Consider the following 24,088-nt stretch of genomic DNA (forward strand, 5'->3'; position numbering starts at 1 on the left):
GAAGGCTCCTACGGGTTCAAGAACTGATCGCGCCGGCCGAGAGGGTCGAGACTTTCTGTTCCAGGCTGGCGATCAGCTGCGTGGCATTGCCGTCCGACAGGAGGGACGCGAAGTCGGAACGCTGCACCGCAACACGGCTGATTGTTCCGTCTAGCAAAATATCCTGGATTTTCCAGCCCATTGCGTTCTGCCCCATGACGTAATCGATCCGCAGGCTGTCTCCGGACGACTTGGCGAGCGAACTTGTCACCACCTGTTCCGCGCCGACGCTGCGCGTCTGCGGTGAGATGGACGAGACTTCGCCGCTATAGCTGTGAAAATTCGCGACATAGGTCGCGATGATGAAGCTGCGGAAAACAGCCTGAAGCTTCTCCTGCTGCGCCACCGGCAAACCGCTCCAGTAAGATCCGACCGAGACGCGGAGGATGCGGGACAGGTCGAAGACCTGATCCACGATCGGCGCCAGGGTCTGGAACCGTTCCAGGAAAGACGTCTGGTCGCCGGCCTTCATGACCGCGATCAGCCCGGCATTGAGCGTGCTGACCGGTGCCGTCGGCGCACCAGCCGCCGTCTGGGCCAAAGCCGCAGGGGGAACAAGCGCCGTGGAACAGGCTGCCGCGAGAAAAATCCGTCGTGACACCAGCATCATGCTATCTCGCGACCAGAGGCCGCCCTCCAAAAACATCTTGACCCGCACCCGGCCGTCGGAAACCCCTTCGGCGTGCCATAGAACGAGGAGGGGTGAACCGTCTCTTGCAACCCGTCTTCGGCCTCAACTTTGCGGAGCCAGATCAAGCGTGCGGCGCGGTTGTACCTAACGCCGATCCGAAAACAAGTGTCCCTGCTCGCGACCGTGCCCCTCGTTACCCCACGGGTTCGTGAACGACCTGATTGCAACGCAGCAAAACCTTGCTCAGACTTCGGCAATTGCTTATCCCGTGATATGAGTGGCTTGCGAGCCATCATGACTTTTGGCCCAATGTTCCCCCCCTGTTCCGGGACACCGGCCAAGGATTTTGGAGAAGACCAGACATATGCGTGTCCTCCTCGCCCAGCCGCGCGGATTCTGTGCGGGCGTCGTTCGCGCGATCGATATCGTCGAACGTGCTCTCAAGAAATACGGCCCACCGATCTATGTGCGGCATGAAATTGTTCATAATCGTCACGTCGTCGAAGACCTGCGCCAGCGTGGTGCCGTTTTCGTGGACGAGTTGGACGAGGTGCCAGAAGGCGCCATTACCGTATTCAGCGCCCATGGCGTCGCCAAAAAGGTGCAGGACGAAGCCGTGAGCCTGGGCCTGCCGGTGATCGACGCCACCTGCCCGCTCGTCGCCAAGGTTCATGCCGAAGGCCGCCGCTATGCGAGCCAGGACCGGGAGATCGTGCTGATCGGCCATGCCGGTCATGCCGAGGTTGAAGGCACGATCGGCCAGATTCCGGGCAAGGTCCACCTTGTCCAGACGGTGGCCGATGTCGACACCCTGGCTGTCGCCGACGAAGGCAAACTGGCCTATGTGACGCAGACGACCCTGTCGGTTGACGATACGCGCGGCATCATCCAGGCATTGCAGACCCGATTCCCGACCATCATGGGCCCGGACGTCCGCGATATCTGCTATGCGACGCAGAACAGGCAGCAGGCAGTCCGCGATCTGGCAAAGGAAGTCGATGTCATCCTGGTCGTCGGCTCGCGCAACAGCTCCAACTCCAATCGCCTGCGCGAATTGGGCGAGGAACTGGGCTGCCGCTCCTATCTGATCGACGATGAAAAAGGCCTGCAACCCGAATGGTTCGACGGTATCGACCGCGTCGGTGTCACGGCCGGTGCCTCGGCGCCGGAAGTTCTGGTCCAAAACGTGCTTGACGGCCTGCGCCAGTTTGGCGAGGTCGAGGTCGGCCTGCTTGACGGCGTGCCGGAAGATGTCCGTTTCCGCCTACCGCCCGAAGTGGCGGATGTCGCTTAACAATAGGGGCTGACCACTTATGGGTGTTCCACTCAATCAAGCGCTCCGCGTTGGCGCCTATGTCGTCAAGCAGCATCTGATCGGCAACAAGCGCTACCCGCTGGTGCTGATGCTGGAGCCGTTGTTCCGCTGCAACCTGGCCTGCAATGGCTGCGGCAAAATCGACTATCCGGCGCCGATTCTGAATCAGCGCCTGTCGGTCGAGGAATGCATCGAAGCGGCCGAGGAATGCGGCGCGCCGATCGTCGCCATCGCCGGCGGCGAGCCGCTGCTGCACAAGGAAATGCCGCAGATCGTCGAAGAACTGCTGAAGCGCGGCAAGTTCATCTATCTCTGCACGAACGCGCTGCTGCTTGAGAAGAAGATCGACCTCTACAAGCCGCACAAGAACTTCGCCTGGGATATCCATCTCGACGGCGACAAAGAGATGCATGACAACGCGGTGAGCCAGGAAGGCACCTACGATGTCGCCGTCCGCGCCATCAAGGACGCCAAGAAGCGCGGTTTCCGCCTGTGCATCAACACCACGCTGTTCGACGGCGCCCAGCCGGAGCGCGTCGGCAAGTTCATCGACAGTGCGATGGATCTTGGCATCGACGGCGTCATGATCTCGCCGGGCTATGCCTATGAGCGCGCGCCCGACAAGGAGCACTTCCTCAACCGCCAGAAGACCAAGGAACTGTTTCGCGGCATCTTCCGCTACGGCAAGGGCCGCAAGTGGAAGTTCAACCAGTCGGCGCTGTTCCTGGACTTCCTGGCCGGCAACCAGACCTTCCACTGCACGCCCTGGGGCAAGCCCGCGCGTAACGTCTTCGGCTGGCAGCGTCCCTGCTACCTGCTCGGTGAAGGCTACACGAAAACCTATGCCGAGCTGATGGCGACGACGGACTGGGACCAGTACGGCACCGGCAATTACGAAAAATGCGCCGACTGCATGGTCCATTCCGGCTATGAGGCGACCGCCGTGATGGAAGCCATCAAGCACCCGATCAAGATGGCCGTCTCCGCCATTCGCGGACCCAAGACGGAGGGCGCAATGGCTGCCGAAATTCCGCTCGATAAGCAGCGCCCGGCCGACTACGCCATGTTCAGCCGCCATGTCGAAGAGAAGATGGAAGAGCTGGCGACCAAGTCACCCAAGGTTCGCGTGACGCGCAGCAAAGCCCCTGAGGCTTTCGGCGCCGCCGACTAACGCCTTTTCCGGCTTCGCGCCGCCGCGGGCGATAACTGAGTGCTTTTGGCAAATGGCGGGTCTATCGGCCCGCCATTTTCTATGCGCGTGTAAGCCGCACCACAGCGGACCGTCCTTATGCTCCACCATCTTCCCGAAGCGATCCGGCTGACGCATACGCGCTTCGGGCTCATGCTGTACCCGGCCGGGGACACCTATATCGGGCCCTGCCTGGAGACGTACGGCGAATACAGCCCGGAAGAGGCGCAAATCTTCAGCCTGCTGCTGAAGCCGGGCGATAGCGTGCTGGAAGTCGGCGCCAATATCGGCGCCCATACGCTGGCGCTGTCGGCTTTCGTTGGCCCCGCCGGGCGGGTCCATACGATCGAGCCGCAACGCCTCGTGTTTCAGATGCTCTGCGCCAATCTGGCCTTGAATAATCTCAGCAATGTCGACGCGCGGCGGCTGGGCCTGGGGGCCGCGCCACACACTCTGTGGACGTCCCTGACCGATATGGCAGCCCAGGGCAATTTCGGCGGTCTGCCGCTGGCGTCAGAGGGGAAGGAAGCGATTGAGATCGTAACGCTCGATTCTTTGGCACTGACCAAGCTCGATCTGATCAAAATCGACGTGGAAGGCATGGAAGATGCTGTCCTGCACGGCGGCCAGGAGACGATCCGTCGGCTGAAGCCGCCGATCTATATCGAGAATGACCGCGCCTTCACAGGCGATGCCGGTGCCGAGACATCGGTGCAGCTGATCAGATTGATACGGGATTTCGGCTACCGTCTGTGGTGGCACACGCCGGAACTGACCAGCCGCACCAATTACCGGGGCGTCACGACGGAGCTTTTTTCGCGCCGCACCGTATCCGTCAATATGATCTGCTTCCCCGCCAACGAGGCTATCGACACCAATCTGACGGAAGTGGGCGCCGATACCGACAAACCCAATCTTGATGCGCTTCTTCCCGGGCCGCTCTATTGCCGCCGAATGGCGGCTACCTGATCAGGCCGGATTTTCGTCCCGCGCGACGAAGCCACGGAGGCTTTCAGCGCCGCGAATCAAGGCCTTTCGTCCCCGCGCCGCGTCACGGCCGAGACCGATGAGACCGAAAATCTGTTGCGGGTGGCGGGCCAGAATGGCCGCCATCTTCATGGGTGCGATCCGCCCCGATTCATCAAGCGCTTCGATCGCCGCACTGGGCAGGTCGCGCGTCGCGCTGTCGCAGACCGCGCGCAGGACCGCAAAGGGCAGGCCATGGGCTTTTGCGACCTCGGCCACCGCCCCGCTTTCCAGGTCAATGGCTGAGGCGCCCGTCTCCGTCCACAGACGCGCCTTGTCGGATACGGTGCCAACGACGCCATCGCCCGCAAACAGAAAATCCACGGCCTGACCGACCTGGCGCAGAACACGCGACAGATCGGGGTCGCAATCGTAGCTGTTACCCTTGTGGAGAACATGGCAGGGCACGACGGCGTCGCCCGCCTCAAGCTTGGGATCGAGCCCGCCCGCCAGGCCGAAACTGATCAGGGCCGTGGCGCCGTCAGCCGCCAGACGCTCCGCCATCTTGCGCGCGCCCAGCGGCATGCCGCCGCCGACCGCCACCGCACAACCGGAGCGCTGGGCGATACGCGCCTCAGCCACCATGCCGACGACAATTCCGATCCTAGAGATGGGAACCTCCGAGTTTCTGTCGCGAAATACGAAACGGTTCGCAGTTTCCTGTCAATACAGCTCGCCCCATATAAGCGCTACAGGTCAAAAGCTGATTATAACACATAAAAAAAGCCTGGGCTTCGCTGCCCAGGCTTTTTGAAATTCTCGCAGAGGCGCCGCTTAGCTTTTCACGACCTTCGGCGGCAGCACGACCTGAAGAGACAGTTCCTTGAGGCGGTCCAGGCCCACTTCCGCCGGTGCGCCCATCATAAGATCTTCACCGCCCTGGCTGAGCGGGAACAAAATGACCTCACGAATATTGGGCTCGTCCGCCAGCAGCATGACCATGCGGTCGACACCCGGAGCCGAGCCGCCATGCGGCGGCGCGCCGTAGCGGAAGGCCTGCAACATGCCGCCGAACCGGGCTTCCACCACATCCGCGCCGTAGCCCGCGATTTCAAACGCCCGCAGCATAATGTCGGGGCGATGGTTGCGGATGGCGCCCGAGGACAGCTCGATGCCATTGCAGACGATGTCATACTGATAGGCGTTGATGGTCAGCGGATCCTGGCTGTTCAGCGCATCCAGCCCGCCCTGCGGCATGGAGAAGGGGTTGTGGCTGAAATCGATCTTCCCCGTTTCCTCGTTCAGCTCATACATCGGGAAATCGGTGATCCAGCAGAAGCGGAAGGCATTCTCTTCGATCAGGCCGAGTTCGGTGCCGAGCTTGGTGCGTACCGCACCCGCGAATTTCGGCGTCACGTCCGGCTTGCCGGCCGCAAAGAAGACGGCATCACCGGGGCCGACGCCGCAGGCCGCGGCAATGGCGGCGGCGCGATCGGCTTCCAGGTTCTTGGCGATTGGGCCTTTCGGTCCCTCGGCATCGAAGGTGATATAGCCGAGGCCGCCGGCGCCCTCGGCTCGCGCCCATTCGTTGAGCTTGTCGAAGAAGGAGCGCGGATTGCCCCCCGCGCCGGGCACCGGAATCGCGCGCACCATGCCGCCCGACGCCGCAATTTTGGCGAAAAGTCCGAAGCCGGAACCCGCGAACTGCTCGGTGACATCCGTAATCTTCAAGGGATTACGCAGGTCGGGCTTATCCGAGCCATAGACCGCCATCGCCTCGGCATAGGGAATGCGCGGGAAGGCGCCCTCGGTGACCGTGCGGCCATTGCCGAATTCGCGGAAGACGCCCGCCATCACCGGCTCGATGGTGTTGAAGACGTCTTCCTGGGTGACGAAGCTCATCTCGAAATCGAGCTGGTAGAATTCACCAGGGGAGCGGTCGGCGCGCGCCGCCTCATCCCGGAAACAGGGCGCGATCTGGAAATAGCGGTCGAAGCCGGCGACCATGGCCAGCTGCTTGAACTGCTGCGGCGCCTGCGGCAGGGCGTAGAACTTGCCCGGATGATTGCGCGCCGGCACCAGGAAGTCGCGCGCGCCTTCGGGGGAGGAAGCGGTCAGGATCGGGGTCTGGAATTCCACGAAACCCTGTTCGACCATGCGGCGGCGCAACGAGGCGATGACCTGGGCGCGCAGCATGATATTGCGATGAACGCGGTCGCGGCGGAGATCCAGGAAGCGGTATTTCAGGCGCAAATCGTCCGGGTAGTTCTGCTCGCCCGCGACCTGGATGGGCAGCACATCGGCCGAGGACTGCACGTCCAGCGCCTTCACCCGCAGTTCGATCCCGCCCGTGGGCAGGCGCGGATTGACGGTGGAGGGCTCGCGCAGCACGACCTCACCGGTGACGGTGATGACGCTTTCGACGCGCAGCTCATCGGCCTTGGCGAAGGAGTCGGAACCCGTGGGCAGGACGATCTGGGTGAGGCCGAAATGGTCGCGCAGGTCGATGAACAGCAGGCCACCGTGATCGCGCTTGCTATGGACCCAGCCGGACAGCCGGGCGGTGATGCCCGCATCGGTGGTGCGCAAAGCGCCACAGTTATGAGTGCGGTAGGAATGCATGAGCGAAGGGTCCTGGTAATCGACGATGCCGGGCGGGCAACAAGGCGCGGTGTCCGGGCTCTGTCAAGCCATCTGGCTGATTGGCTGTCTTTATGATGCGGCTTTCCGATCTCGCAACTGGCAGCGAGAGGTCGGGACGCAGTACAGCATGGCTTCTGCACGCACGCCGACTATGACGGCATCGACCCGGAGACAGTCTGATGGACATTCGACCGATCCGCACCGAAACGGATTATGAATGGGCTCTGCAAGAAATCGGCCCTTATTTCGAACGCGAACCTCAGCCCGGCACGTCGGAGGCTGACCGCTTCGATATACTCGCTACCTTAATCGAGAGCTACGAGCGACAATACCATGCCATCGAAACCGCAGAGCCGGTCGATGTCGTGCGCCTTTACATGGAGCAGAACAGCCTCACGCAATCCGACCTCGCCGCTGTGCTGGGGTCTCGCTCCAGGGCCAGCGAGTTCCTGGCCGGACGGCGGGATTTAAGTCTGGCCAGGATCGACGCAATCCGGACGGCGTGGGGTATTCCGGCAGACCTACTGATCAGGCGGCAGGTGACCGCCGCATGAAGAGCCGGTGCAACAACGGCACATTCATCCGAGTCAAACTATGATAGCCTGAGCCGGCACCGCCGGAATGGGGGCCTCATGAGCGATCTATTAATCAAGGACGTGAGCGACGACCTGCGGCGCAGGCTGGAAGCCCGTGCAAAGCTGCATGCCCGCACGGTGGATGCGGAGGCACGGGCTTTGCTGGAAGCGGCGATCGAACCGTCATCCTACCCCGTAGGAGAAAATATCGTGGTCGTCGCACGCCGTATCTTCGGGCCAGAGAACGGTTTCGACCTGGAATTGCCCCCCCGCGGGTCCGGGCCTCAGAAAGAACCGCCTGATTTTTCCGACTGAGAGACGATAGCCTCTCTTCTTCTCGAAACGAATGCCATGCCCGGGGTGCCAATGGCCTCGCCCTCGCCACGCGCAATATCCGGGACTTCGCGGGATGCGGCCTGCCGCTCGTCAATCCTTGGGATGGGGCCTGACCCGCACGCCTGCCGCGCTCGGGTCAGCGATTTGCATGGCGCCCGCACCCGCCTATCCTTCCGAAAGGGCAATCACGAGAGACCGCGATGGACAATGATTCGGGCTGGGCGGCGCAGGACATCACCCTGATCACCCATCAGCCGGGCGCGCCGGACGAAAAACTCACCCTCTCCTGCCGCTGGGTGGAACTGGTCCAGGCCTGGAACGGCGTGCGCGACGCCTACTTCCTCATCTCCGGCGTCGAAACCTCCGATATTCCGCAGCAGCCCTGGGTTTTCGTGACCTTCAAGGATGTGCGCGGCAAGACCCATCACTATCCGATCGAGGGCGTCTCCGCGCAGGGACCGCATGCGCTGCGCCTGAACCGGACACCGCATTCCGCCCCCTGAACACGCCGGAGCGCGTTGCGGCTGGCCGCGCCGTCCCCATCTTCCTGACGGACAATCGGGAACGGAACACGGCATGGCACTCTTCGGCGGCACAATTCGGGAAGGGCTTCCCTACCCGCTCGGCGCCACCTGGACCGGCCTTGGCGTCAATTTCGCGATCTTTTCCGCCAATGCGACGAAAATCGAACTCTGCCTGTTCGACGATCAGGGCGAGCGCGAAATCGAGCGCATCCCCCTCCCCGAATACACGAACGAGATTTTTCACGGCTTCATTCCGGATCTGAGCCCCGGCACCTATTACGCCTATCGCGTTCACGGCCCCTACGAGCCCGATGCCGGCCACCGTTTCAATCCGAACAAGCTGGTGCTGGACCCCTATGCCAAGGCGGTCGTCGGCGAACTGACCTGGGACCACGCCCTGTTCGGCTATACGATCGGTCATGCGGATGCCGACCTGTCCTATGACGAACGTGATAGCGCGCCCTTCATGCCGCGCTGCCGGGTGATCGACCCGGCCTTCACCTGGGGGCGCGACCATCCGCCTGCCGTGCCCTGGGAGCGGACAGTCGTCTACGAAGCCCATGTCCGCGGCCTGACGCGCCTGCACCCGGCGCTGCCGCCGGAAACGCGCGGCACCTTTCGCGGCCTCGCCTCCCCGCCCATGTTGCAGCATTTCCGCAAGCTCGGCGTCACGACCGTCGAGATCCTGCCGATCCATCGCTTCGCCGATGATAGCTATCTCGTCGACAAGGGCCTCACGAATTATTGGGGCTATAATACGCTGAGCTTCTTCGCCCCTGCCCGGCGCTATGCCCAGGCGCCCGAGACCGCCTATTCCGAATTCAAGGAGATGGTGGCCCGGCTGCATGATTCCGGCATCGAGATCATCCTCGACGTGGTCTACAACCATACCGCCGAAGGCAACGAGCTGGGGCCGACGCTGTCCTTCAAGGGCATTGATAACGCAAGCTACTATCGCCTGCTGCCGGACCAGAAACGCTACTACATCAACGATACCGGCACCGGCAACACGCTCAATCTCAGCCATCCTTCCACCATCCGCATGGTGACGGACAGCCTGCGCTACTGGGCGACGGAGATGCATGTCGACGGGTTCCGCTTCGATCTCGGCACCATCCTGGCGCGGGAACCGCATGGTTTCGATGAGCAGTCAGGCTTCCTGAAGGCCGTGCAGCAGGATCCGGCGCTGAATGCGGTGAAGCTGATCGCGGAACCCTGGGATTGCGGGCCGGGCGGCTATCAGGTGGGCGGCTTTCCGCCGGGCTGGGCCGAATGGAACGACAAGTTCCGCGATACCGTGCGCGGCTTCTGGAAGGGTGATGACGGGCAGATGGCAGACCTCGCAGCGCGCCTCACGGGTTCGGCCGATCTCTTCGGCCGTCGTGGCCGCAAACCCTGGGCTTCGGTGAATTTCATCACCTCCCATGACGGTTTCACGCTCAACGATCTCGTCAGCTACAATGACAAGCATAATGAGGCGAATGGCGAGAACAACCAGGACGGCCATTCCCATAATCTGAGCTGGAATTGCGGCGCCGAAGGCCCGACCGACGATCCAGATATCCAGGCCCTGCGCAGCCGCCAGATGCGCAACATTCTGGCAACGCTTTTCCTGTCCAAGGGCACGCCCATGCTGCTGGCCGGCGACGAAATGGCCCGCACGCAGCAGGGCAATAACAACGCCTATTGCCAGGATAACGAGGTCAGCTGGCTGAACTGGGAGACGGGGCCGGAAGCCGAGGCGATGCTGCGCTTCACGGCACGCCTGTCGGCGCTCCGCCGCCGCTTTCCGCTGCTGACCCGTGGCCGCTTCCTCAATGGCCAGTGGGACGAGGCTTTGGGTCTGAAGGACGTTACCTGGCTGGCGCCGGACGCGACCGAAATGGCGGATGACCAATGGGGCGAAGGCCATGCCCGCTGCCTGGGCGTGCTGCTGGACGGCCGCGCCCAGGAAACCGGCATCGTGCAGCGCGGCCGGGACGCGACGCTGCTGCTGATCCTGAACGCCTATCACGATGTGGTGGAATTCACCCTGCCGGAGGTCGTGGGCGGCCGGGAATGGCGCCTGCTGGTCGATACCAATCTGGACGAGGATAAGGTGGAGACGGAGCCGCGCTTCGCCTTCGACCACAGCTACGAGGTGACCGGCCGATCCCTGCTTCTGTTCGAATTGGTGCTGGAACCGACCTACGGCAGCGCGCGTACCAAGCGTCGCGCGGTACATGTGCGACCGCCGCAGCCGGTGCCGGCCGCGACCGCCATATCGCCGGAAATCGAGCAGATGGAAACGGCTTACCCTGCCGCCATCGAAGACGCGGACCTCGCCGTCATCGGCGAAGAAACGGCATAAAAAAGGGGAGGCCAGCAGGCCTCCCCTTTTTTGCGATCAAAGCGCCTGGCTTGGATCAGTTCGCTTCGGTGAAGCCGGCAGTGTCGGCTTCCATCTTGCAGGCAAAGAAGCCGTGGCTGGCGGTGGTCGCGCCCGACTGCACGATCTTGTAGGTCTTGCTCATGCCGTTGGACCAGACGATGGTATCGCCCTGGCAATGATCCTGCGCCGCCGCGACGGTCGTGAAGCGGTGATGCGCGCCGAGACCGGTGGTCGCACCATTGACGAGGCTCATCTGCGACGCCGACTGCGCGAAGGCGGAGGTGCTGACGGCGATACCGCCGAAAATGGCCAGAGCCGACAGCAGCTTGGTATTGATCATGACAAATCTCCTCTTTCTGTTCGGGCGGCCTGCGCCGCTCACTCCGACCGGAATTGGCGTGATCGGCCAGCTTTGCAAGAGCCGGGGCGACAGAGGAGCGTGCCGCCCCGGCCGGTTGATCGTTGCGATTTGAAGGCGATCAGACCTCCGCGAGCGCCGCCTTCAGGCTGTCCGCCAGCGGCGTCGTCGGCCGCCCGATCAGCTTGGACAGCACGCCGCTATCATCGAACAGCGTATCGCTCACCGCCTGCGCACTGGCACCCGCCACCAGTTCGGCGATCGGGTCAGGCAGGCCCGCCCCCAGAAGCACGGCCTTGTAGTCGGCCTTGGGCAGATCCTGATAGGCCACGGGCTTGCCGCTGGCCGTGCTGAGCGCCGCCGCGAATTCCGCGAGCGTGAAGGCCGTATCGCCGGCCAGTTCGTAGGTCGCGCTGGCAGGGAGGCTTGCCGCCGTCAGCACCACTGCCGCCGCTTCGGCATAGTCGGCCCGGGCGGCCGCCGAGATGCGGCCCGCGCCGGAACTGCCGAGGACCACGCCATGGGCCAGCGCCGGGGCGATGGCGCCGAGGTAATTCTCCGTATACCAGCCGTTGCGCAGCAGGGCGTTCGCCAGGCCCGACTGGGCCACGGCGGCTTCCGTCGCGCGGTGATCGGCCGCCAGATCGAGCGGCGAGACATCGGCATGCAGCACGCTGGTATAGGCCAGGAAAGAGACGCCGGCCGTCTTGGCCGCCGCGATCACCGCTTCATGCTGACCGATGCGGTGCTCCAGATCATTGGAGGAGATCAGCAGCAGACGGTCGATCCCGGCCAAAGCCGGCCCCAGCGTTTCGGGACGATCGTAATCGGCGATGCGCCAGGCCACACCTTCGGCCGCGAAACTGGCCCCTGCGGCGGCGCTGCGCACCAAGGCGACGACCCGATCCGGTCCCGCCTTTTTCAGCAGGGCCGCGATAACAAGCCGGCCGAGCTGTCCGCTGGCACCCGTGACGGCAATACGCGGCTGATTGTCTGACATCTGTGATTCTCCTAAGGTCTCAATCTGAGACTATTGGTAGAATGTCTGCGACAGGGGCGTAAGACGGCAGTTTTTCCTCCCCTGGTTACCGAAGGATAACCGCTTTGAACGATTTTTCCGCAGCCATCGCCCTGCCCGCCGCGATCACGACGCAGTTCAAGGACTGGGAGGCACGCGGTTTCGACGCCGACCGCTGCCCCATGCGCAATATCCTGGACCGGATCGGCGACAAATGGACCATGCTGGTGCTGATGGCGCTGGCCGTGGAGCCAAGGCGGTTCGGCATGCTGATGCGGGTCGTGCCGGATATCTCGAAACGCATGCTGACCCAGACATTGCGGCTGCTGGAGCGCGACGGGCTGATTACCCGTCATGTCTTCGCCACCACGCCGCCGAGCGTCGAATACCGGCTTTCGCCGCTGGGCTGTTCCGTTCTTGAACCCCTGCATGCCCTGGCGCAGTGGGCGGAAGCCAATTTCGCGTCGATCACCTTCGCCCGAGCCCGGTATGACGATGGCCTGGGCAGAACCGATCCGTGAGGCTTTGACAGCCCGGCGCGGCCCTATAGAAAGGCCCTATGTCGCGTCAGCCCCGTATCGAGTTTCCGACCCCCGTCTTCATCACCGAAAGCGATCAGCTCGCCGCCCTTTGCGCGCGGCTGGCCGAGGAGCCCTTCGTCACCATCGACACGGAATTCATCCGTGAGCGGACCTATTGGCCCGAACTCTGCGTTGTGCAGCTTGGCGGCGTCAACGATGTCGCGGTGATCGACGCCCAGGCCGAAGGCATGGACATGGCCCCGCTCGGCGCGCTGCTGGCCAATGATCGCGTGACCAAGGTCTTCCACGCCGCGCGGCAGGATGTAGAGATTTTCCTGCTCATGTTCGGCGCGACGCCGGTGCCGATTTTCGACACCCAGATTGCCGCTATGGTCGCGGGTTTCGGCGATCAGGTCGGCTATGACGCTCTGGTTTCGGCGCTGACCGGCACGCAGATCGACAAATCCCATCGCTTCAGCGACTGGTCAGCCCGCCCTCTCTCGGCCTCGCAGCTGGCTTACGCGGCGGCCGACGTGACCCATCTGCGCATCGTCTACCAGAAGCTGCTGTCGCGCCTGGAGCGCGAGGATCGTGGCGACTGGGTGCAGGAAGAAATGGCCGCGCTGACCGAGCCCAGCCTCTATCGCACGGACCCGGAAACGATGTGGCAGCGCCTGAAGCTGCGCCCCAGCAACCGCCGGCAGGCCGGTCTGCTGCGCGCCATCGCCGCCTGGCGGGAGCGCGAAGCCCAGCGCGTCAATATTCCGCGCGGGCGGCTGCTGAAGGATGAGGCGATCCCCGAGATCGCGGCTCTTGCGCCCGAGGATGCCGAGGCCCTGACGCGCGCACGCGGCATCACACGCGGTTTCGCCGAAGGCAAAAGCGGCGTGTCGCTGCTGGCCGCCATTGCCGCCGCGAAATCTCTGCCGGACGATGCCCTGCCGGAGATCGCGCCACGCGGCGATCGGGACGGGCCGCGCCCCTCACCGGCTTTGGTCGCCCTGCTGCGCGTGCTGCTGGCCGCGAAGAGCGAGGAACATGGCGTAGCGCCGAGGCTGCTGGCGTCGTCGGACGATCTCGACCGTCTGGCGACGGAAGCCGAGCCCGCTGTTCCGGCGACCCAGGGCTGGCGCCGCCGGATGTTCGGCGAGGATGCGATGGCTTTGCGGGACGGCCGGGTGGCGCTTGCCACGCGGGGCAAGCGCATCCGTCTCATTCATCTGGATGCGGAAGCACCGGCCCCCGAAGCCGAGGCCGAAGCCTGAGACGCCGACCGAAACGCAGTGCGGGGCTTACGCCCCAGCTGCCTCGATCTCGTCTTCATCGTCGAACTGCACGATGGCTTTAGCCGCCGTCCGGCCACGCGGCGCCGTCGCACGCGTTTTGGCCGGCTTCGGCACATCCTGCCGGGACTGCCGCTCGGCGCGCCGCTCCAGGCTTTCCAGCTTCACCGTCAGGGCATCGACCTGCTCCGAGGCTTCGACATAGGACAGCCGCAGATCCTTGTTCTTGAAGCGCAACGTCGCATTCGCGCGTTCCAGCTTTTCGATGCGGGCGCGCAGTTCGTCCTTGCTGGCTGCCGGCGACGCGGCCGCCAGCTTCACGGACGCCTGACGCGCGGCAGAGGCCGCCGAGGATTTTGCCGCAGCCGCGCGGGGTGACTCCGCTGCCTTGGTGCGGCCGACATATTTAGGCTTGGTGGTCATCGCTCGGGCCATGGATCAACCCTCCTCAAGTTTGCTGTTCTCAGAGTTTCGTGGATGTCTTGACGCGATATGTGTGCGCCATTGCGATAGGTCGAGGGCCTCTGCGGCGATTTTTTATATCGCCGCAGAAAATTACTTGAATGGTCAGCGATGCATTAGCCGTGCTGGGGTGCGCGGATATGCGGCAGGAAAGCGGCAAGAAGACCGATCACCGGCAAGAACGAACAGATTTCATAGGTCGTCACAATTCCAAAATGATCGGCAATAACACCGATTGCAGCCGCACCCAGACCACCCATGCCGAAAGCCAAACCGAAAAACAGGCCTGATATCAAGCCGACACGGCCAGGCACCAGTTCTTGCGCATAGACAATCATAGCCGGCATGGCGGAGGAAAGCACAAATCCAATAATGAAAGAGAGCACAACAGTCCAGCCGAGTCCGACATAGGGCAAGGCCAGCGTGAAGGGCAAAATCCCAAGGATCGAGACCCAGATTACGAGTTTGCGACCGATCCTGTCACCGATGGGGCCGCCGAAAACCGTGCCGAGCGCCGCACCGCCAAGAAAAATGAACAGCAGCAACTGCGCCGTCTGCACGGAAACCTTGAACTGATGGATTAGATAAAAAGTATAGTAACTGGAAATACTAGCCAAATAGAAGAACTTCGAGAAGACGAGCGCGATCAGGATGACCATGGTGATGATGACGCGCGACTGCGGCAGCGCCTCATGCGGATGCATGTGCGCGCGCGGACGACGGCGGTTGCTCACGATTTTCTGTTGATACCAGCGGCCGACCGCGCCGAGCACGACCATGCCCAGCAGCGCTATCCCTGAAAACCAGACAATGCTGCGCTGGCCATGCGGCACGACAATGAATGCCGCCAGCACCGGGCCGAGCGCGGTGCCGGCATTGCCGCCGACCTGAAAGACAGATTGTGCCAGCCCGTGCCGCCCGCCGGAGGAGAGGCGCGCCACGCGCGACGACTCCGGGTGAAAAATGGATGACCCGATTCCGATCATCGCAGCGGCGACCAGAAGAAACGGATAGCTGCTGGCGCGCGACAGCAGGATGAGTCCGATCATTGTGAAGCCCATCCCGAGGGACAACGAATAGGGCTGCGGCCGCTTATCGGTCGCCATGCCGACCAGCGGCTGCAGCAGGGACGCCGTCACCTGGAAGACGAAGGTCAGAAAGCCGATCTGCACGAAATTGAGCTGGAACTGTTGTTTCAGATTGGGATAGATCGCCGGCAGCAGAGACTGCATGGTGTCGTTGAGGAAGTGAGAGAAGCTGATCGCCAGCAGGACCGCGAAGACCACGCCCTCCGGCGGTAGAGCGCGGCTTTCCGGGCTCGTTGTCGTACTGCTCATCTGTTCCTGTCCTTCCTCCCGAAGATCAGACCTGCGGAGAAGGATTCCCCCGCCGGCCCACCTTCGGCCTTGTCCCGCTCGTCTGGCGCTGACCACACATTCCGGATAACCACTTACCCGTAACCATCCTTTGGCAGTATTGCCCCTCGCGCATGGAAACCCCGCTTGTCGTCATCGCCGGACGCCCCAACGTCGGCAAAAGCAGCCTGTTCAACCGCCTCATTGGGCGGCGTCAGGCATTGGTTGCAGATCAGCCAGGACTGACGCGCGACCGTCAGGAAGCCACCTGCCGCATCGGCGGCCGCATGGTTCGCATCGCCGATACCGCAGGGCTTGAGGAAGCACCGCCGGAAAGCCTCTCGGGCCGGATGCGGCAAGGTGCCGCAACCATTCTGGAACAGGCCGACCTCATTTTGTTCGTGGTCGATGCGCGCGCCGGCATCCTGCCGCCCGACGCTCATTTCGGCACCTGGCTGCGCCGCCTCGGCCGCCCTGTGCTGCTGGTGGCCAATAAGACCGAAGGCCGCGTCGGCTACGCCAATGCCGTCGACGCCTATTCGCTCGGCCTCGGCGAGCCGCTGCTGGTCTCGGCCGAACACGGTGAAGGCATCAGCTCGCTGATGGCCGATATCGCCGCCGCCCTGCCGCCGCCCGCGACTAAGATCCGCGACGAGGATGTGGAAGAGGCGGAAGAGCTGACGGCCGCCGAAGACCCCGGCAAGCCGCTGAAATTGGTTATTCTGGGCCGCCCGAACGCCGGCAAGTCCACGCTCGTCAATCGCCTTCTGGGCGAGGACAGGATGCTGACCGGCCCGGAACCCGGCATTACGCGCGACGCCATCACCCTGCCGCTGCATGACATCGAGGGCCGCGCCTATCAGCTGGTGGATACCGCCGGCCTGCGCCGCCGCGCCCGCGTGCAGAACGAAATCGAAAAAATGTCGACCGGCGCCAGCATCAACGCCATGCGCTTCGCGGAAGTCGTGGTTCTGGTGGTCGATGCCGTCGACGGCCTGCATGACCAGGATCTTCAGATCGCCCGTCTCGTGGAGCGCGAGGGCCGCGCGATGGTCGTGGCACTCAATAAATGGGATGCGGTGGAAGACCGCGACGCGACTCGCAAAGCGGTGTCCGACCGGCTGGAACGCAGCCTGGCGCAGCTCAAGGGCATTCCGGTGGTGACGCTCAGCGCGGTCACCGGCGCGTCGGTGCATAAACTGCTGCCGGCGGTGCGGCAGGTCTATGCGACCTGGAACAAGCGCATCACCACCTCCGCCCTCAACCGCTGGTTCGAGGACGCGCTCGGCCGTCACCCGCCGCCGAACGTGTCCGGCCGCCGCCTGAAGCTGCGCTATGTCACGCAGGCGACCGCACGGCCGCCGACTTTCGTGGTGTTCGGCACCCGCGCCGAAGGCACGCCCGAGGATTACCGGCGCTATCTCGTCAACGAATTGCGCAATATCTTCGACCTGCCGGGCACGCCCATCCGCCTCGATTTCCGCGGCACCGTGAACCCCTACGACGACAAAGATTAATTTCTTTCGATTTCCGCGCGTTAGCCGGATGAGTTCCGGCTCTCTTGCGTGCTTGACGCGACGCGTCGCGAGTCCCTAGAAGAACAAAGTTGCCGCTTTGTTCGCGTTCGGTTTCGTGACGTTTCGGGCCTGCTTGGGTCCGGTCACGCTCTGTTCCGGTCATTGGTGGCACAGCGAGGCAACCAAGGGGCCCGATCATGTTGACGCGCAAGCAGCACGAGCTGCTCATGTTCATCGACCGTCATCTCAAAGCCTCCGGCTATTCGCCGAGCTTCGACGAGATGAAGGAAGCGCTGAGCCTCCGATCCAAATCCGGCATTCACCGGCTGATTTCGGCATTGGAGGAACGCGGCTTCCTCAGCCGCCGCCACCATCAGGCGCGGGCGCTGGAAGTGCTGAAACTGCCTGGCGAAGCCGCCATGGCGCTGGTCAGCGACCGCAAGACGGCGGCAGCCGAAACGCCCAAGCGCGCCGACCCGGCGCCGGGCTTCGCCCCCACCGTCATTCAGGGTGACTTCTCGCCGCGCCTGGCAGGCGTTCGCGCCGCCCCGGAAGTCAGCGCCGTGCAGCTGCCGCTTTACGGCCGTATCGCCGCCGGCCTGCCGATCGAAGCGATGCGCGATACCTCGACCTTCATCGAGGTGCCGGTCGCCATGCTGGGCACGGGGGAGCATTACGCGCTCGAAATCGCCGGCGATTCGATGATCGATGCCGGCATCTGGGACGGCGATACCGTCGTCATCCGCCGCGCCGATACGGCCGAGAACGGCACTATCGTGGTGGCTTTGGTGGATGAGGAGGAAGTGACCCTCAAGCGGCTGCGCCGCCGGGGCAATTCCGTCGCGCTGGAACCCGCCAATCCGCGCCACGAAAGCCGCATCTTTCCGGCCGAGCGCGTGCGCGTGCAGGGCAAGCTGGTCGGGCTGATGCGGCGCTATTGAGCGGAGCCGGTCGCAACGCTTGTTCAGCGAACGGAACGGTGGCAATTTTTACGTCCGTTTGCCAGCAGGAGGCTGCCATGGCGATCATGAACGTGTCTCTGCCTGACCCACTGCGCAATTGGGTGCAGGAACGGATCGACGCTGGCGACTACGCTAGCGCCAGCGATTATGTGCAAGATCTCATTCAGCGTGACCGAACCGAGGCCGAGCAGCACGAAACCATGATTGCGATGCTGGAAGCCGCAGAAAAAAGCGGCGTCTCGCCACGCTCGGTTCAGGACATCTTTGAATCTGTCGTGGAGAAGATGGCCGGCCGCGAAAGTGCCTAGCTATCGGCTCTCTCGGCACTGACCGAGATGTTGAAAACATCGCCATCCTGTCCATCGAAAGCTGGGGAATAGAACGAGCCACGAGCTACGTGTTGGAATTGCGCAGCGTTTTCGCTCACCTTGCGCAGTTCCCCTCACTGGGCCGCCCATTTAGGTCCGGCGGCAGGCGCTATTGGCGCTTCGAGCATCGCAGCCACATCATTTTTTATCGGCAGGATCGGGACAATCTCAGGATCATGCGCATCCTGCACCGCCGTCAGCGGCCGGAAACCTATATCTAGGCTGGGCTGCACTTGACGCCGGCCCCTGGCTTGGCCGAGAGACCAGCCCAATTGTCACATAGCCATAAGCCTTCCGGAGCCTGAACCATGGCCGGTCATAGTCAGTTCAAGAATATCATGCATCGCAAGGGCGCGCAGGACGCCCGGCGCGGGCGGCAGTTCGCCAAGCTCATTCGCGAAATCACCGTCTCCGCCAAGCAGGGCCTGCCCGATCCGGCGGCCAATCCGCGCCTGCGCGCCGCCATCCAGGCCGCGCGCAAGGAGAATATGCCGAAAGACACGGTCGACCGCGCCATCAAGAAGGCCGCCACGGGCGGCGGCGGCGGCGACGACTATATCGAGGTGCGCTACGAAGGTTACGCGCCGCATGGCGTCGCCGTCATCGTCGAGGCGCTGACCGACAACCGCAACCGCACGGCCTCGGAAGTGCGCGCCTCCTTCAACAAATATGGCGGCGCCCTGGGCGAGACCAATTCCGTCAGCTTCATGTTCGACCGGCTATCCGTCATCCGCTTTCCCCTGGCCAGCGCCAGCGCCGACGACATGCTGGAGGCCGCCATCGAGGCCGGCGCCGACAATGTCGAAAGCACCGATGAGTTTCACGAAGTGACCGGCGCACCGGACAGCCTGGCCGCCATGCAGGACGCGCTGGAAAGCCGCTTCGGCGCCCCGGACACCGCGAAATTCGACTGGCGTCCGCGCGTCAGCGTACCGCTGGATGAAGATGCGGCAACATCCGTCTTCAAACTGCTGGATGTGCTGGACGAACTCGACGATGTGCAGAATGTCTATGCGAACTTCGACCTGCCCGAGTCGGTGTTGCAGAAGCTTTCCGCCTGATTTCCACCCGAGAGGATGACGCGCTGGCTTTGATTCGAATCCTAGGCATCGACCCCGGCCTGCGCATCACCGGCTGGGGCGTGGTGGAGACGGATGGCAACCGCCTGCGCCATGTCGCGGATGGCATCGTCATGACAGACAGCGCCGCCAGCGTGCCGACGCGCCTCTGCGCCTTGCATGAAGCGCTCTCGGCCTTGATCGCCCTGCACTGCCCACAGGAAGCGGCGGTGGAGGAAACCTATGTCAATACCAATGCCACGGCGACGCTGAAGCTTGGCTATGCGCGCGGCGTGGCATTGCTGGCCCCGGCTTTGGCCGGCCTGCCGGTCGCCGAATATGGCGCCAAAACGGTGAAGCTGTCCGTCGTCGGCACGGGCGGGGCGGACAAAAACCAGGTCGGGCTGATGGTCCGCCGCCTGCTGCCGGGTGCGACCCTGAAGCGCGCGGATGCCGCCGACGCGCTGGCCGTCGCCATCTGCCATGCCCATCACCGCGCCAGCCGTAACGCCTGGAGCCGCTCGGCGGCGATGGCCGGCAACGCATGATCGGTTTCCTGCGCGGGGTGGTGGAATCCCAGGATGACGGCCATTGCATTATCGAGACAACGGGCGGCGTCGGCTATCTGGTGCAGGCCTCCTCCCGCACACTGTCGGCCCTGCCGCCGGCGCCGGCCGTCATTCGTCTTCTGATCGAAACCTTCGTCCGCGAGGACGCGATCACGCTCTACGGTTTCGCGACGGCGGCCGAGCGCGCCTGGTTCCGGCTGCTGACGACGGTGCAGGGCGTCGGGCCGAAGGTCGCGCTGTCCATTCTCTCCGCCTTGTCCTCCGATGAGCTCTCGCTCGCGATCGCCGCCGGGGACCGCACCGCCCTCGGCCGGGCGTCCGGCGTCGGCCCCAAACTCGCCGCGCGCCTCGCTTTGGAATTGAAGGAAAAGGCCGGCAGCCTGCCACTGCCCATCGCACTCGCCGATGGCATCATCGCCCCGGCCGCCGCCCCCGGCGGCGTGCTGGATGACGCGCTCTCGGCGCTGCTGAACCTCGGCTATCGCCGGCCGGAAGCCCAGGCCGCGCTGAACCGCGCGGCAGCGAAGCTGGGGGATGCCCCCGATGTCGCGACCCTGATCCCGGCGGCACTGCGGGAACTCGCGAAATGACGACCCGCCTTCTGCTTCCGGACAGCCCCATTGTCTCTGTCACCTGCGGACTTGTTCCGCGGGTCTACCCGACAGGGTGCCCGGACGCCGTTTGGGCGTCCAACCGGGTAGATGCGCGGCATGAAGCCGCGCATAACGCAAAAAGAGCGGAAGGGCAGTCATGACGACCCGCCCGCGCAGCCGCAAAGCAGCCGAACCCGATCTGTCAGAAGACGTGGAGGACCGCCCGGTCTCTCCCGTGCGCGCCATGGAAGATGCGGGCGAGGCCAGCCTGCGCCCGCAAACCCTGTCGGACTTCATCGGCCAGGAAGGCAACCGGCAGAACCTCGCCATTTTCATCGAAGCCGCCCGCGCGCGGGCCGAGGCGCTGGACCATGTGCTGCTGCATGGTCCGCCGGGCCTGGGCAAGACCACGCTGGCGCAGATCGTGGCGCGGGAGCTCGGCGTCGGCTTCCGTGCGACCTCCGGTCCCGTCATCCAGAAATCCGGCGATTTGGCGGCGATTCTCACCAATCTGCAGCCGCGTGACGTGCTGTTCATTGACGAAATCCATCGCCTACAGCCTGCGATCGAAGAAGTGCTCTATCCCGCGATGGAGGATTTTCAGCTCGATCTCGTCATCGGCGAAGGCCCTGCCGCGCGGTCACTCCGCATCGACCTGCCGCCCTTCACCCTGGTGGGCGCCACCACGCGGTCCGGCCTGCTGGCGACGCCGCTGCGGGACCGCTTCGGCATTCCGCTGCGGCTGGTGCTGTACACGCCGGACGAGCTGCGCGTCATCGTCGCGCGCGGGGCGCGGCTGCTCGGTTTCGACCTGACCGAAGACGGCGCTTATGAAATCGCCCGCCGCAGCCGTGGCACGCCGCGCATCGCCGGCCGCCTGCTGCGCCGCGTGCGCGATTTCGCGGCGGTCGAGGGGCGCGGCCAGGTCGACCGCGTCATCGCCGACGCGGCCCTGACCCGTCTGGAAGTCGATCATCGCGGGCTGGATGCCATGGACCGCCGCTATCTGCGCCGCATCGCCGAGCATCATGCCGGCGGCCCCGTGGGGGTGGAGACGCTGGCGGCCGCGCTTGCCGAGGCGAGGGACACGCTGGAAGACGTGATCGAGCCCTATCTGATCCAGGAAGGCCTCATCCTGCGCACCAGTCGGGGCCGCATGCTGGGCGAGCCCGGCTGGCGGCATCTGGACATGGCGCCACCGCCGCTATCGCCCGAGCAGAAGGCCATGCTGACGCCGGACCTGTTCACGGCCAAAGACAGGGACGCGTCATGAGCGACTCCGATATGGCCCAGGGCGTCCATCTCTACCCCGTTCGAGTCTATTTCGAAGACACGGACGCTGGCGGCATCGTCTATCACGCCAATTACCTGCGCTTCGCGGAAAGGGCGCGGACTGAAGCCCTGCGTGCCATGGGCCTGCCCCATTCCGATATGATGTTGCGTCACGGCATGATCTTCGTGGTGCGACACGCGGAGTTGGACTATCAGCGCCCTGCTCGGCTCGACGATTCGCTGGTGGTCGAGACGACCACCACATCGGTGGGCGGCGCGTCGATGAAGTTGAGGCAGCGTGTGAAGCGCGGCGACGAGACCCTTGTGGTCGTGGATGTGACGCTGGTCAGCGTCAGAGAGGAAACCGGCCGGGCGGACCGCATACCGGCCGCGTGGCGTGATGCACTAACGACTATGGCCCGGGCGCGAGAAGACGCTCAGGCCGCTGACAACATAGGGGTTTCGTGATTTGGATCAGGCGGTGAATGCCACGCAACTGGCAACGCCCGGGAGCAGCCTGTCGCTCTGGGGACTGTTTCTGCAAGCGGATATCGTCGTCAAGCTCGTCATCCTGTGCCTGCTGGCCGCGAGCATCTGGGTCTGGGCGATCATCTTCGAGAAGACGACCAGCCTGCGACGCGCCAATCGCGAAGCCAATGCCTTCGAGGACCGCTTCTGGTCCGGCGGCAGCCTGGACGATCTCTATGAGCATGAAGGCCAGAAGCCGAGCCACCCGATTGCCGCCGTCTTCGGTGCCGCGATGGGCGAATGGCGCCGCACGTCCCGCGTTTCAGGTACCGATATCGGCCATACGGCGGTGCGCGAGCGCGTCGACCGCGCCATGAACGTCACCATCAACCGTGAGATGGAGCGGATGGAGCGCTGGATGATCTTCCTCGCTTCCGTCGGCGCCACGGCCCCCTTCATCGGCCTTTTCGGCACGGTCTGGGGCATCATGCACAGCTTCTCGGCCATCGCGGCCATGCACAATACCAATCTGTCGGTCGTGGCACCGGGCATTGCGGAAGCGCTGTTCGCGACCGCCATCGGCCTGGTCGCGGCCATTCCGTCGGTGCTGGCCTATAACGCGCTGAACACCGACCTCTCCCGCTTCGCCGGTCGCCTTGAGGGTTTCGGCACCGAGTTCAGCGCCATCCTGTCGCGCCAGACCGAAGAGAGGACCTGAGCCATGGGCATGGGCACCGTCGGCGGCGGCGGCCGCAATGGCCGGGGACGCTATCGGCCCATGGCCGAGATCAACGTCACCCCGCTGGTCGACGTCATGCTGGTGCTGCTCATCATCTTCATGGTGACGGCGCCGCTGATGACCTCGGGCGTGACCGTCGATCTGCCGAAGACCAGCGCCAATCCGGTCAATACCGACAGCACGCCGATCACCATCTCCATCAATGCCGAAGGCAAGGTCTTCGTGCAGAACGATGAGACGCAGATCGGCGATCTGGTGACCAAGCTGCAGGCCGTGACCAATGGGCAGACCGATCGCCGCATCTTCGTGCGTGGCGACCAGACCGTCTCCTACGGCCAGATCATGCAGGTCATGGGTACCATCGTGACCGGGGGCTTCTCCAAGGTGGCCCTTCTGGCCCAGCAGCCCGACGGCGGCGCGCCCGCTGGCGCGACCACGGCCCCCGCCACCACCACCGCTCCTTCCGGCAGCAGCGGCCAGTAAGGCCGCCTGCTTGCGCCCCCTCCGGCAGATCATGGATTTCGCCTTGTCGCCCTTCAACCTGCCTCGCTGCATCCGCCTATGGGGGCGCCCGTGAACCCGCTGGAGCGTCGGGATCCGATGCGCCGTGCGGCGATCGTTTCCGTCGTGCTGCACGGCCTGCTGCTGGTGGCGCTGATCGTCTCGCTGCCCGCCAAGAAGCCGGATGACACCCAGGATCTGGCTGCCGTCTCGGTCGATTTCGTCGGCCCCACGGCGCCCGTCCAGCAATCCGACGCCAGTGGCAAGACCGCCGCGCCGACCAAGACAGCGACGCCGGTGAACGCGCCGAAGGCGACCCAGGCGCCGACGCCGCAGCCTTTGAGCGATGCGCCCCCGCCCCCGCCCCCGCCCCCGCCCCCGCCCTCGGTGACGCCGACGACGCAGCCGCCTGTCCCGACACCGCCGCCGCCGGCCCCCACGCCGCCGGCTCCGCA

The 24,088-nt window shown here is 64.1% G+C and carries 28 protein-coding genes; 21 read left to right on the forward strand and 7 right to left on the reverse strand.

What is annotated here, in order from left to right; genetic code table 11:
• Positions 1-16: 16 nt before the first annotated feature.
• A complete protein-coding gene (locus ASILVAE211_RS16240) occupies positions 17-646 on the reverse strand; it encodes an ABC transporter substrate-binding protein (protein WP_227322392.1) in 630 nt (209 codons plus the stop codon).
• A 388-nt stretch (positions 647-1,034) separates the two neighbouring features.
• Here ASILVAE211_RS16240 and ispH point away from each other — a divergent pair, with 388 nt between their 5' ends.
• From ispH to ASILVAE211_RS16255, 3 genes are all read left to right on the forward strand, one after another.
• On the forward strand, positions 1,035-1,964 hold the full coding sequence (gene ispH / locus ASILVAE211_RS16245; RefSeq protein ID WP_227322393.1) for a 4-hydroxy-3-methylbut-2-enyl diphosphate reductase: 930 nt from the start codon (positions 1,035-1,037) through the stop codon (positions 1,962-1,964).
• 19 nt (positions 1,965-1,983) lie between these two features.
• The gene (gene hpnH / locus ASILVAE211_RS16250; RefSeq protein ID WP_227322394.1) at positions 1,984-3,156 is read left to right on the forward strand and encodes an adenosyl-hopene transferase HpnH; all 1,173 of its coding nucleotides are present in this window, start codon (positions 1,984-1,986) and stop codon (positions 3,154-3,156) included.
• A gap of 117 nt (positions 3,157-3,273) precedes the next feature.
• Positions 3,274-4,143 carry an FkbM family methyltransferase gene (locus tag ASILVAE211_RS16255; protein ID WP_227322395.1) on the forward strand — a complete coding sequence of 290 codons (870 nt, stop codon included), beginning with the start codon at positions 3,274-3,276 and terminating at the stop codon, positions 4,141-4,143.
• On the opposite strand, the gene ASILVAE211_RS16260 is transcribed toward ASILVAE211_RS16255, so the two are convergent.
• Both ASILVAE211_RS16260 and aspS read right to left on the reverse strand, forming a co-directional pair.
• The gene (locus ASILVAE211_RS16260) at positions 4,144-4,785 is read right to left on the reverse strand and encodes a phosphorylase family protein (RefSeq protein WP_227322396.1); all 642 of its coding nucleotides are present in this window, start codon (positions 4,783-4,785) and stop codon (positions 4,144-4,146) included.
• Positions 4,786-4,974: 189 nt separating this feature from the next.
• On the reverse strand, positions 4,975-6,762 hold the full coding sequence (aspS, locus tag ASILVAE211_RS16265) for an aspartate--tRNA ligase (protein ID WP_227322397.1): 1,788 nt from the start codon (positions 6,760-6,762) through the stop codon (positions 4,975-4,977).
• A 200-nt stretch (positions 6,763-6,962) separates the two neighbouring features.
• On the opposite strand from aspS, the gene ASILVAE211_RS16270 reads away from it, so the two are divergent.
• The 4 genes from ASILVAE211_RS16270 to glgX all read left to right on the forward strand — a co-directional run bounded on the left by ASILVAE211_RS16270 (position 6,963) and on the right by glgX (position 10,568).
• On the forward strand, positions 6,963-7,337 hold the full coding sequence (locus tag ASILVAE211_RS16270) for a helix-turn-helix domain-containing protein (protein WP_227322398.1): 375 nt from the start codon (positions 6,963-6,965) through the stop codon (positions 7,335-7,337).
• Between the two features lie 78 nt (positions 7,338-7,415).
• The gene (locus ASILVAE211_RS16275) at positions 7,416-7,673 is read left to right on the forward strand and encodes a FitA-like ribbon-helix-helix domain-containing protein (protein WP_227322399.1); all 258 of its coding nucleotides are present in this window, start codon (positions 7,416-7,418) and stop codon (positions 7,671-7,673) included.
• 221 nt (positions 7,674-7,894) lie between these two features.
• Positions 7,895-8,197: a hypothetical protein gene (locus ASILVAE211_RS16280; RefSeq protein ID WP_227322400.1), complete on the forward strand. Its 303-nt coding sequence runs from the start codon at positions 7,895-7,897 to the stop codon at positions 8,195-8,197.
• A gap of 73 nt (positions 8,198-8,270) precedes the next feature.
• Positions 8,271-10,568, forward strand: a complete 2,298-nt coding sequence (gene glgX / locus ASILVAE211_RS16285) for a glycogen debranching protein GlgX (protein ID WP_227322401.1) — start codon at positions 8,271-8,273, stop codon at positions 10,566-10,568.
• A 55-nt stretch (positions 10,569-10,623) separates the two neighbouring features.
• Here glgX and ASILVAE211_RS16290 read toward each other — a convergent pair whose 3' ends face one another.
• The gene (locus tag ASILVAE211_RS16290; RefSeq protein ID WP_227322402.1) at positions 10,624-10,929 is read right to left on the reverse strand and encodes a hypothetical protein; all 306 of its coding nucleotides are present in this window, start codon (positions 10,927-10,929) and stop codon (positions 10,624-10,626) included.
• Between the two features lie 139 nt (positions 10,930-11,068).
• Complete coding sequence (locus ASILVAE211_RS16295) at positions 11,069-11,947, reverse strand: SDR family oxidoreductase (protein ID WP_227322403.1); 879 nt, start codon at positions 11,945-11,947, stop codon at positions 11,069-11,071.
• Between the two features lie 104 nt (positions 11,948-12,051).
• Here ASILVAE211_RS16295 and ASILVAE211_RS16300 point away from each other — a divergent pair, with 104 nt between their 5' ends.
• Positions 12,052-12,486: a winged helix-turn-helix transcriptional regulator gene (locus ASILVAE211_RS16300; protein WP_227322404.1), complete on the forward strand. Its 435-nt coding sequence runs from the start codon at positions 12,052-12,054 to the stop codon at positions 12,484-12,486.
• A gap of 38 nt (positions 12,487-12,524) precedes the next feature.
• A complete protein-coding gene (gene rnd, locus ASILVAE211_RS16305; protein WP_227322405.1) occupies positions 12,525-13,751 on the forward strand; it encodes a ribonuclease D in 1,227 nt (408 codons plus the stop codon).
• Between the two features lie 27 nt (positions 13,752-13,778).
• Here the strand turns inward: rnd and ASILVAE211_RS16310 are convergent, their stop codons facing one another.
• On the reverse strand, positions 13,779-14,204 hold the full coding sequence (locus ASILVAE211_RS16310; protein ID WP_227322406.1) for a hypothetical protein: 426 nt from the start codon (positions 14,202-14,204) through the stop codon (positions 13,779-13,781).
• Between the two features lie 143 nt (positions 14,205-14,347).
• On the reverse strand, positions 14,348-15,568 hold the full coding sequence (locus ASILVAE211_RS16315) for an MFS transporter (RefSeq protein WP_227322407.1): 1,221 nt from the start codon (positions 15,566-15,568) through the stop codon (positions 14,348-14,350).
• A 152-nt stretch (positions 15,569-15,720) separates the two neighbouring features.
• Between ASILVAE211_RS16315 and der the strand changes: the two genes are divergently transcribed.
• The 12 genes from der to ASILVAE211_RS16375 form a co-directional block, all read left to right on the forward strand.
• Complete coding sequence (gene der / locus ASILVAE211_RS16320; RefSeq protein WP_227322408.1) at positions 15,721-17,103, forward strand: ribosome biogenesis GTPase Der; 1,383 nt, start codon at positions 15,721-15,723, stop codon at positions 17,101-17,103.
• A 197-nt stretch (positions 17,104-17,300) separates the two neighbouring features.
• Positions 17,301-18,044 (forward strand): transcriptional repressor LexA, encoded by a 744-nt coding sequence (lexA, locus tag ASILVAE211_RS16325; protein WP_227322409.1) that lies wholly within the window; start codon positions 17,301-17,303, stop codon positions 18,042-18,044.
• 77 nt (positions 18,045-18,121) lie between these two features.
• Positions 18,122-18,373, forward strand: a complete 252-nt coding sequence (locus ASILVAE211_RS16330; protein ID WP_227322410.1) for a type II toxin-antitoxin system ParD family antitoxin — start codon at positions 18,122-18,124, stop codon at positions 18,371-18,373.
• A gap of 53 nt (positions 18,374-18,426) precedes the next feature.
• Positions 18,427-18,654: a type II toxin-antitoxin system RelE/ParE family toxin gene (locus tag ASILVAE211_RS26480; protein ID WP_406566071.1), complete on the forward strand. Its 228-nt coding sequence runs from the start codon at positions 18,427-18,429 to the stop codon at positions 18,652-18,654.
• A gap of 87 nt (positions 18,655-18,741) precedes the next feature.
• Positions 18,742-19,494, forward strand: coding sequence for a YebC/PmpR family DNA-binding transcriptional regulator (locus ASILVAE211_RS16340; RefSeq protein WP_227322411.1), 753 nt, complete (start codon positions 18,742-18,744; stop codon positions 19,492-19,494).
• Between the two features lie 29 nt (positions 19,495-19,523).
• The gene (gene ruvC / locus ASILVAE211_RS16345; protein WP_227322412.1) at positions 19,524-20,039 is read left to right on the forward strand and encodes a crossover junction endodeoxyribonuclease RuvC; all 516 of its coding nucleotides are present in this window, start codon (positions 19,524-19,526) and stop codon (positions 20,037-20,039) included.
• A complete protein-coding gene (gene ruvA / locus ASILVAE211_RS16350; RefSeq protein ID WP_227322413.1) occupies positions 20,036-20,650 on the forward strand; it encodes a Holliday junction branch migration protein RuvA in 615 nt (204 codons plus the stop codon). Before ruvC ends, ruvA begins: the two co-directional genes overlap by 4 nt.
• Positions 20,651-20,897: 247 nt before the next feature.
• Positions 20,898-21,926 (forward strand): Holliday junction branch migration DNA helicase RuvB, encoded by a 1,029-nt coding sequence (gene ruvB / locus ASILVAE211_RS16355; RefSeq protein WP_227322422.1) that lies wholly within the window; start codon positions 20,898-20,900, stop codon positions 21,924-21,926.
• Positions 21,923-22,393 carry a tol-pal system-associated acyl-CoA thioesterase gene (gene ybgC / locus ASILVAE211_RS16360; protein ID WP_227322414.1) on the forward strand — a complete coding sequence of 157 codons (471 nt, stop codon included), beginning with the start codon at positions 21,923-21,925 and terminating at the stop codon, positions 22,391-22,393. Before ruvB ends, ybgC begins: the two co-directional genes overlap by 4 nt.
• A gap of 1 nt (position 22,394) precedes the next feature.
• Positions 22,395-23,111 carry a protein TolQ gene (tolQ, locus tag ASILVAE211_RS16365; RefSeq protein WP_227322415.1) on the forward strand — a complete coding sequence of 239 codons (717 nt, stop codon included), beginning with the start codon at positions 22,395-22,397 and terminating at the stop codon, positions 23,109-23,111.
• Between the two features lie 9 nt (positions 23,112-23,120).
• A complete protein-coding gene (gene tolR / locus ASILVAE211_RS16370; protein ID WP_406566072.1) occupies positions 23,121-23,615 on the forward strand; it encodes a protein TolR in 495 nt (164 codons plus the stop codon).
• 90 nt (positions 23,616-23,705) lie between these two features.
• The coding region (locus ASILVAE211_RS16375; RefSeq protein WP_227322417.1) for a hypothetical protein at positions 23,706-24,088 on the forward strand (383 nt) is incomplete at its 3' end.

This window comes from Acidisoma silvae (assembly GCF_020618775.1).
Classification (GTDB): Bacteria; Pseudomonadota; Alphaproteobacteria; order Acetobacterales; family Acetobacteraceae; genus Acidisoma; species Acidisoma silvae.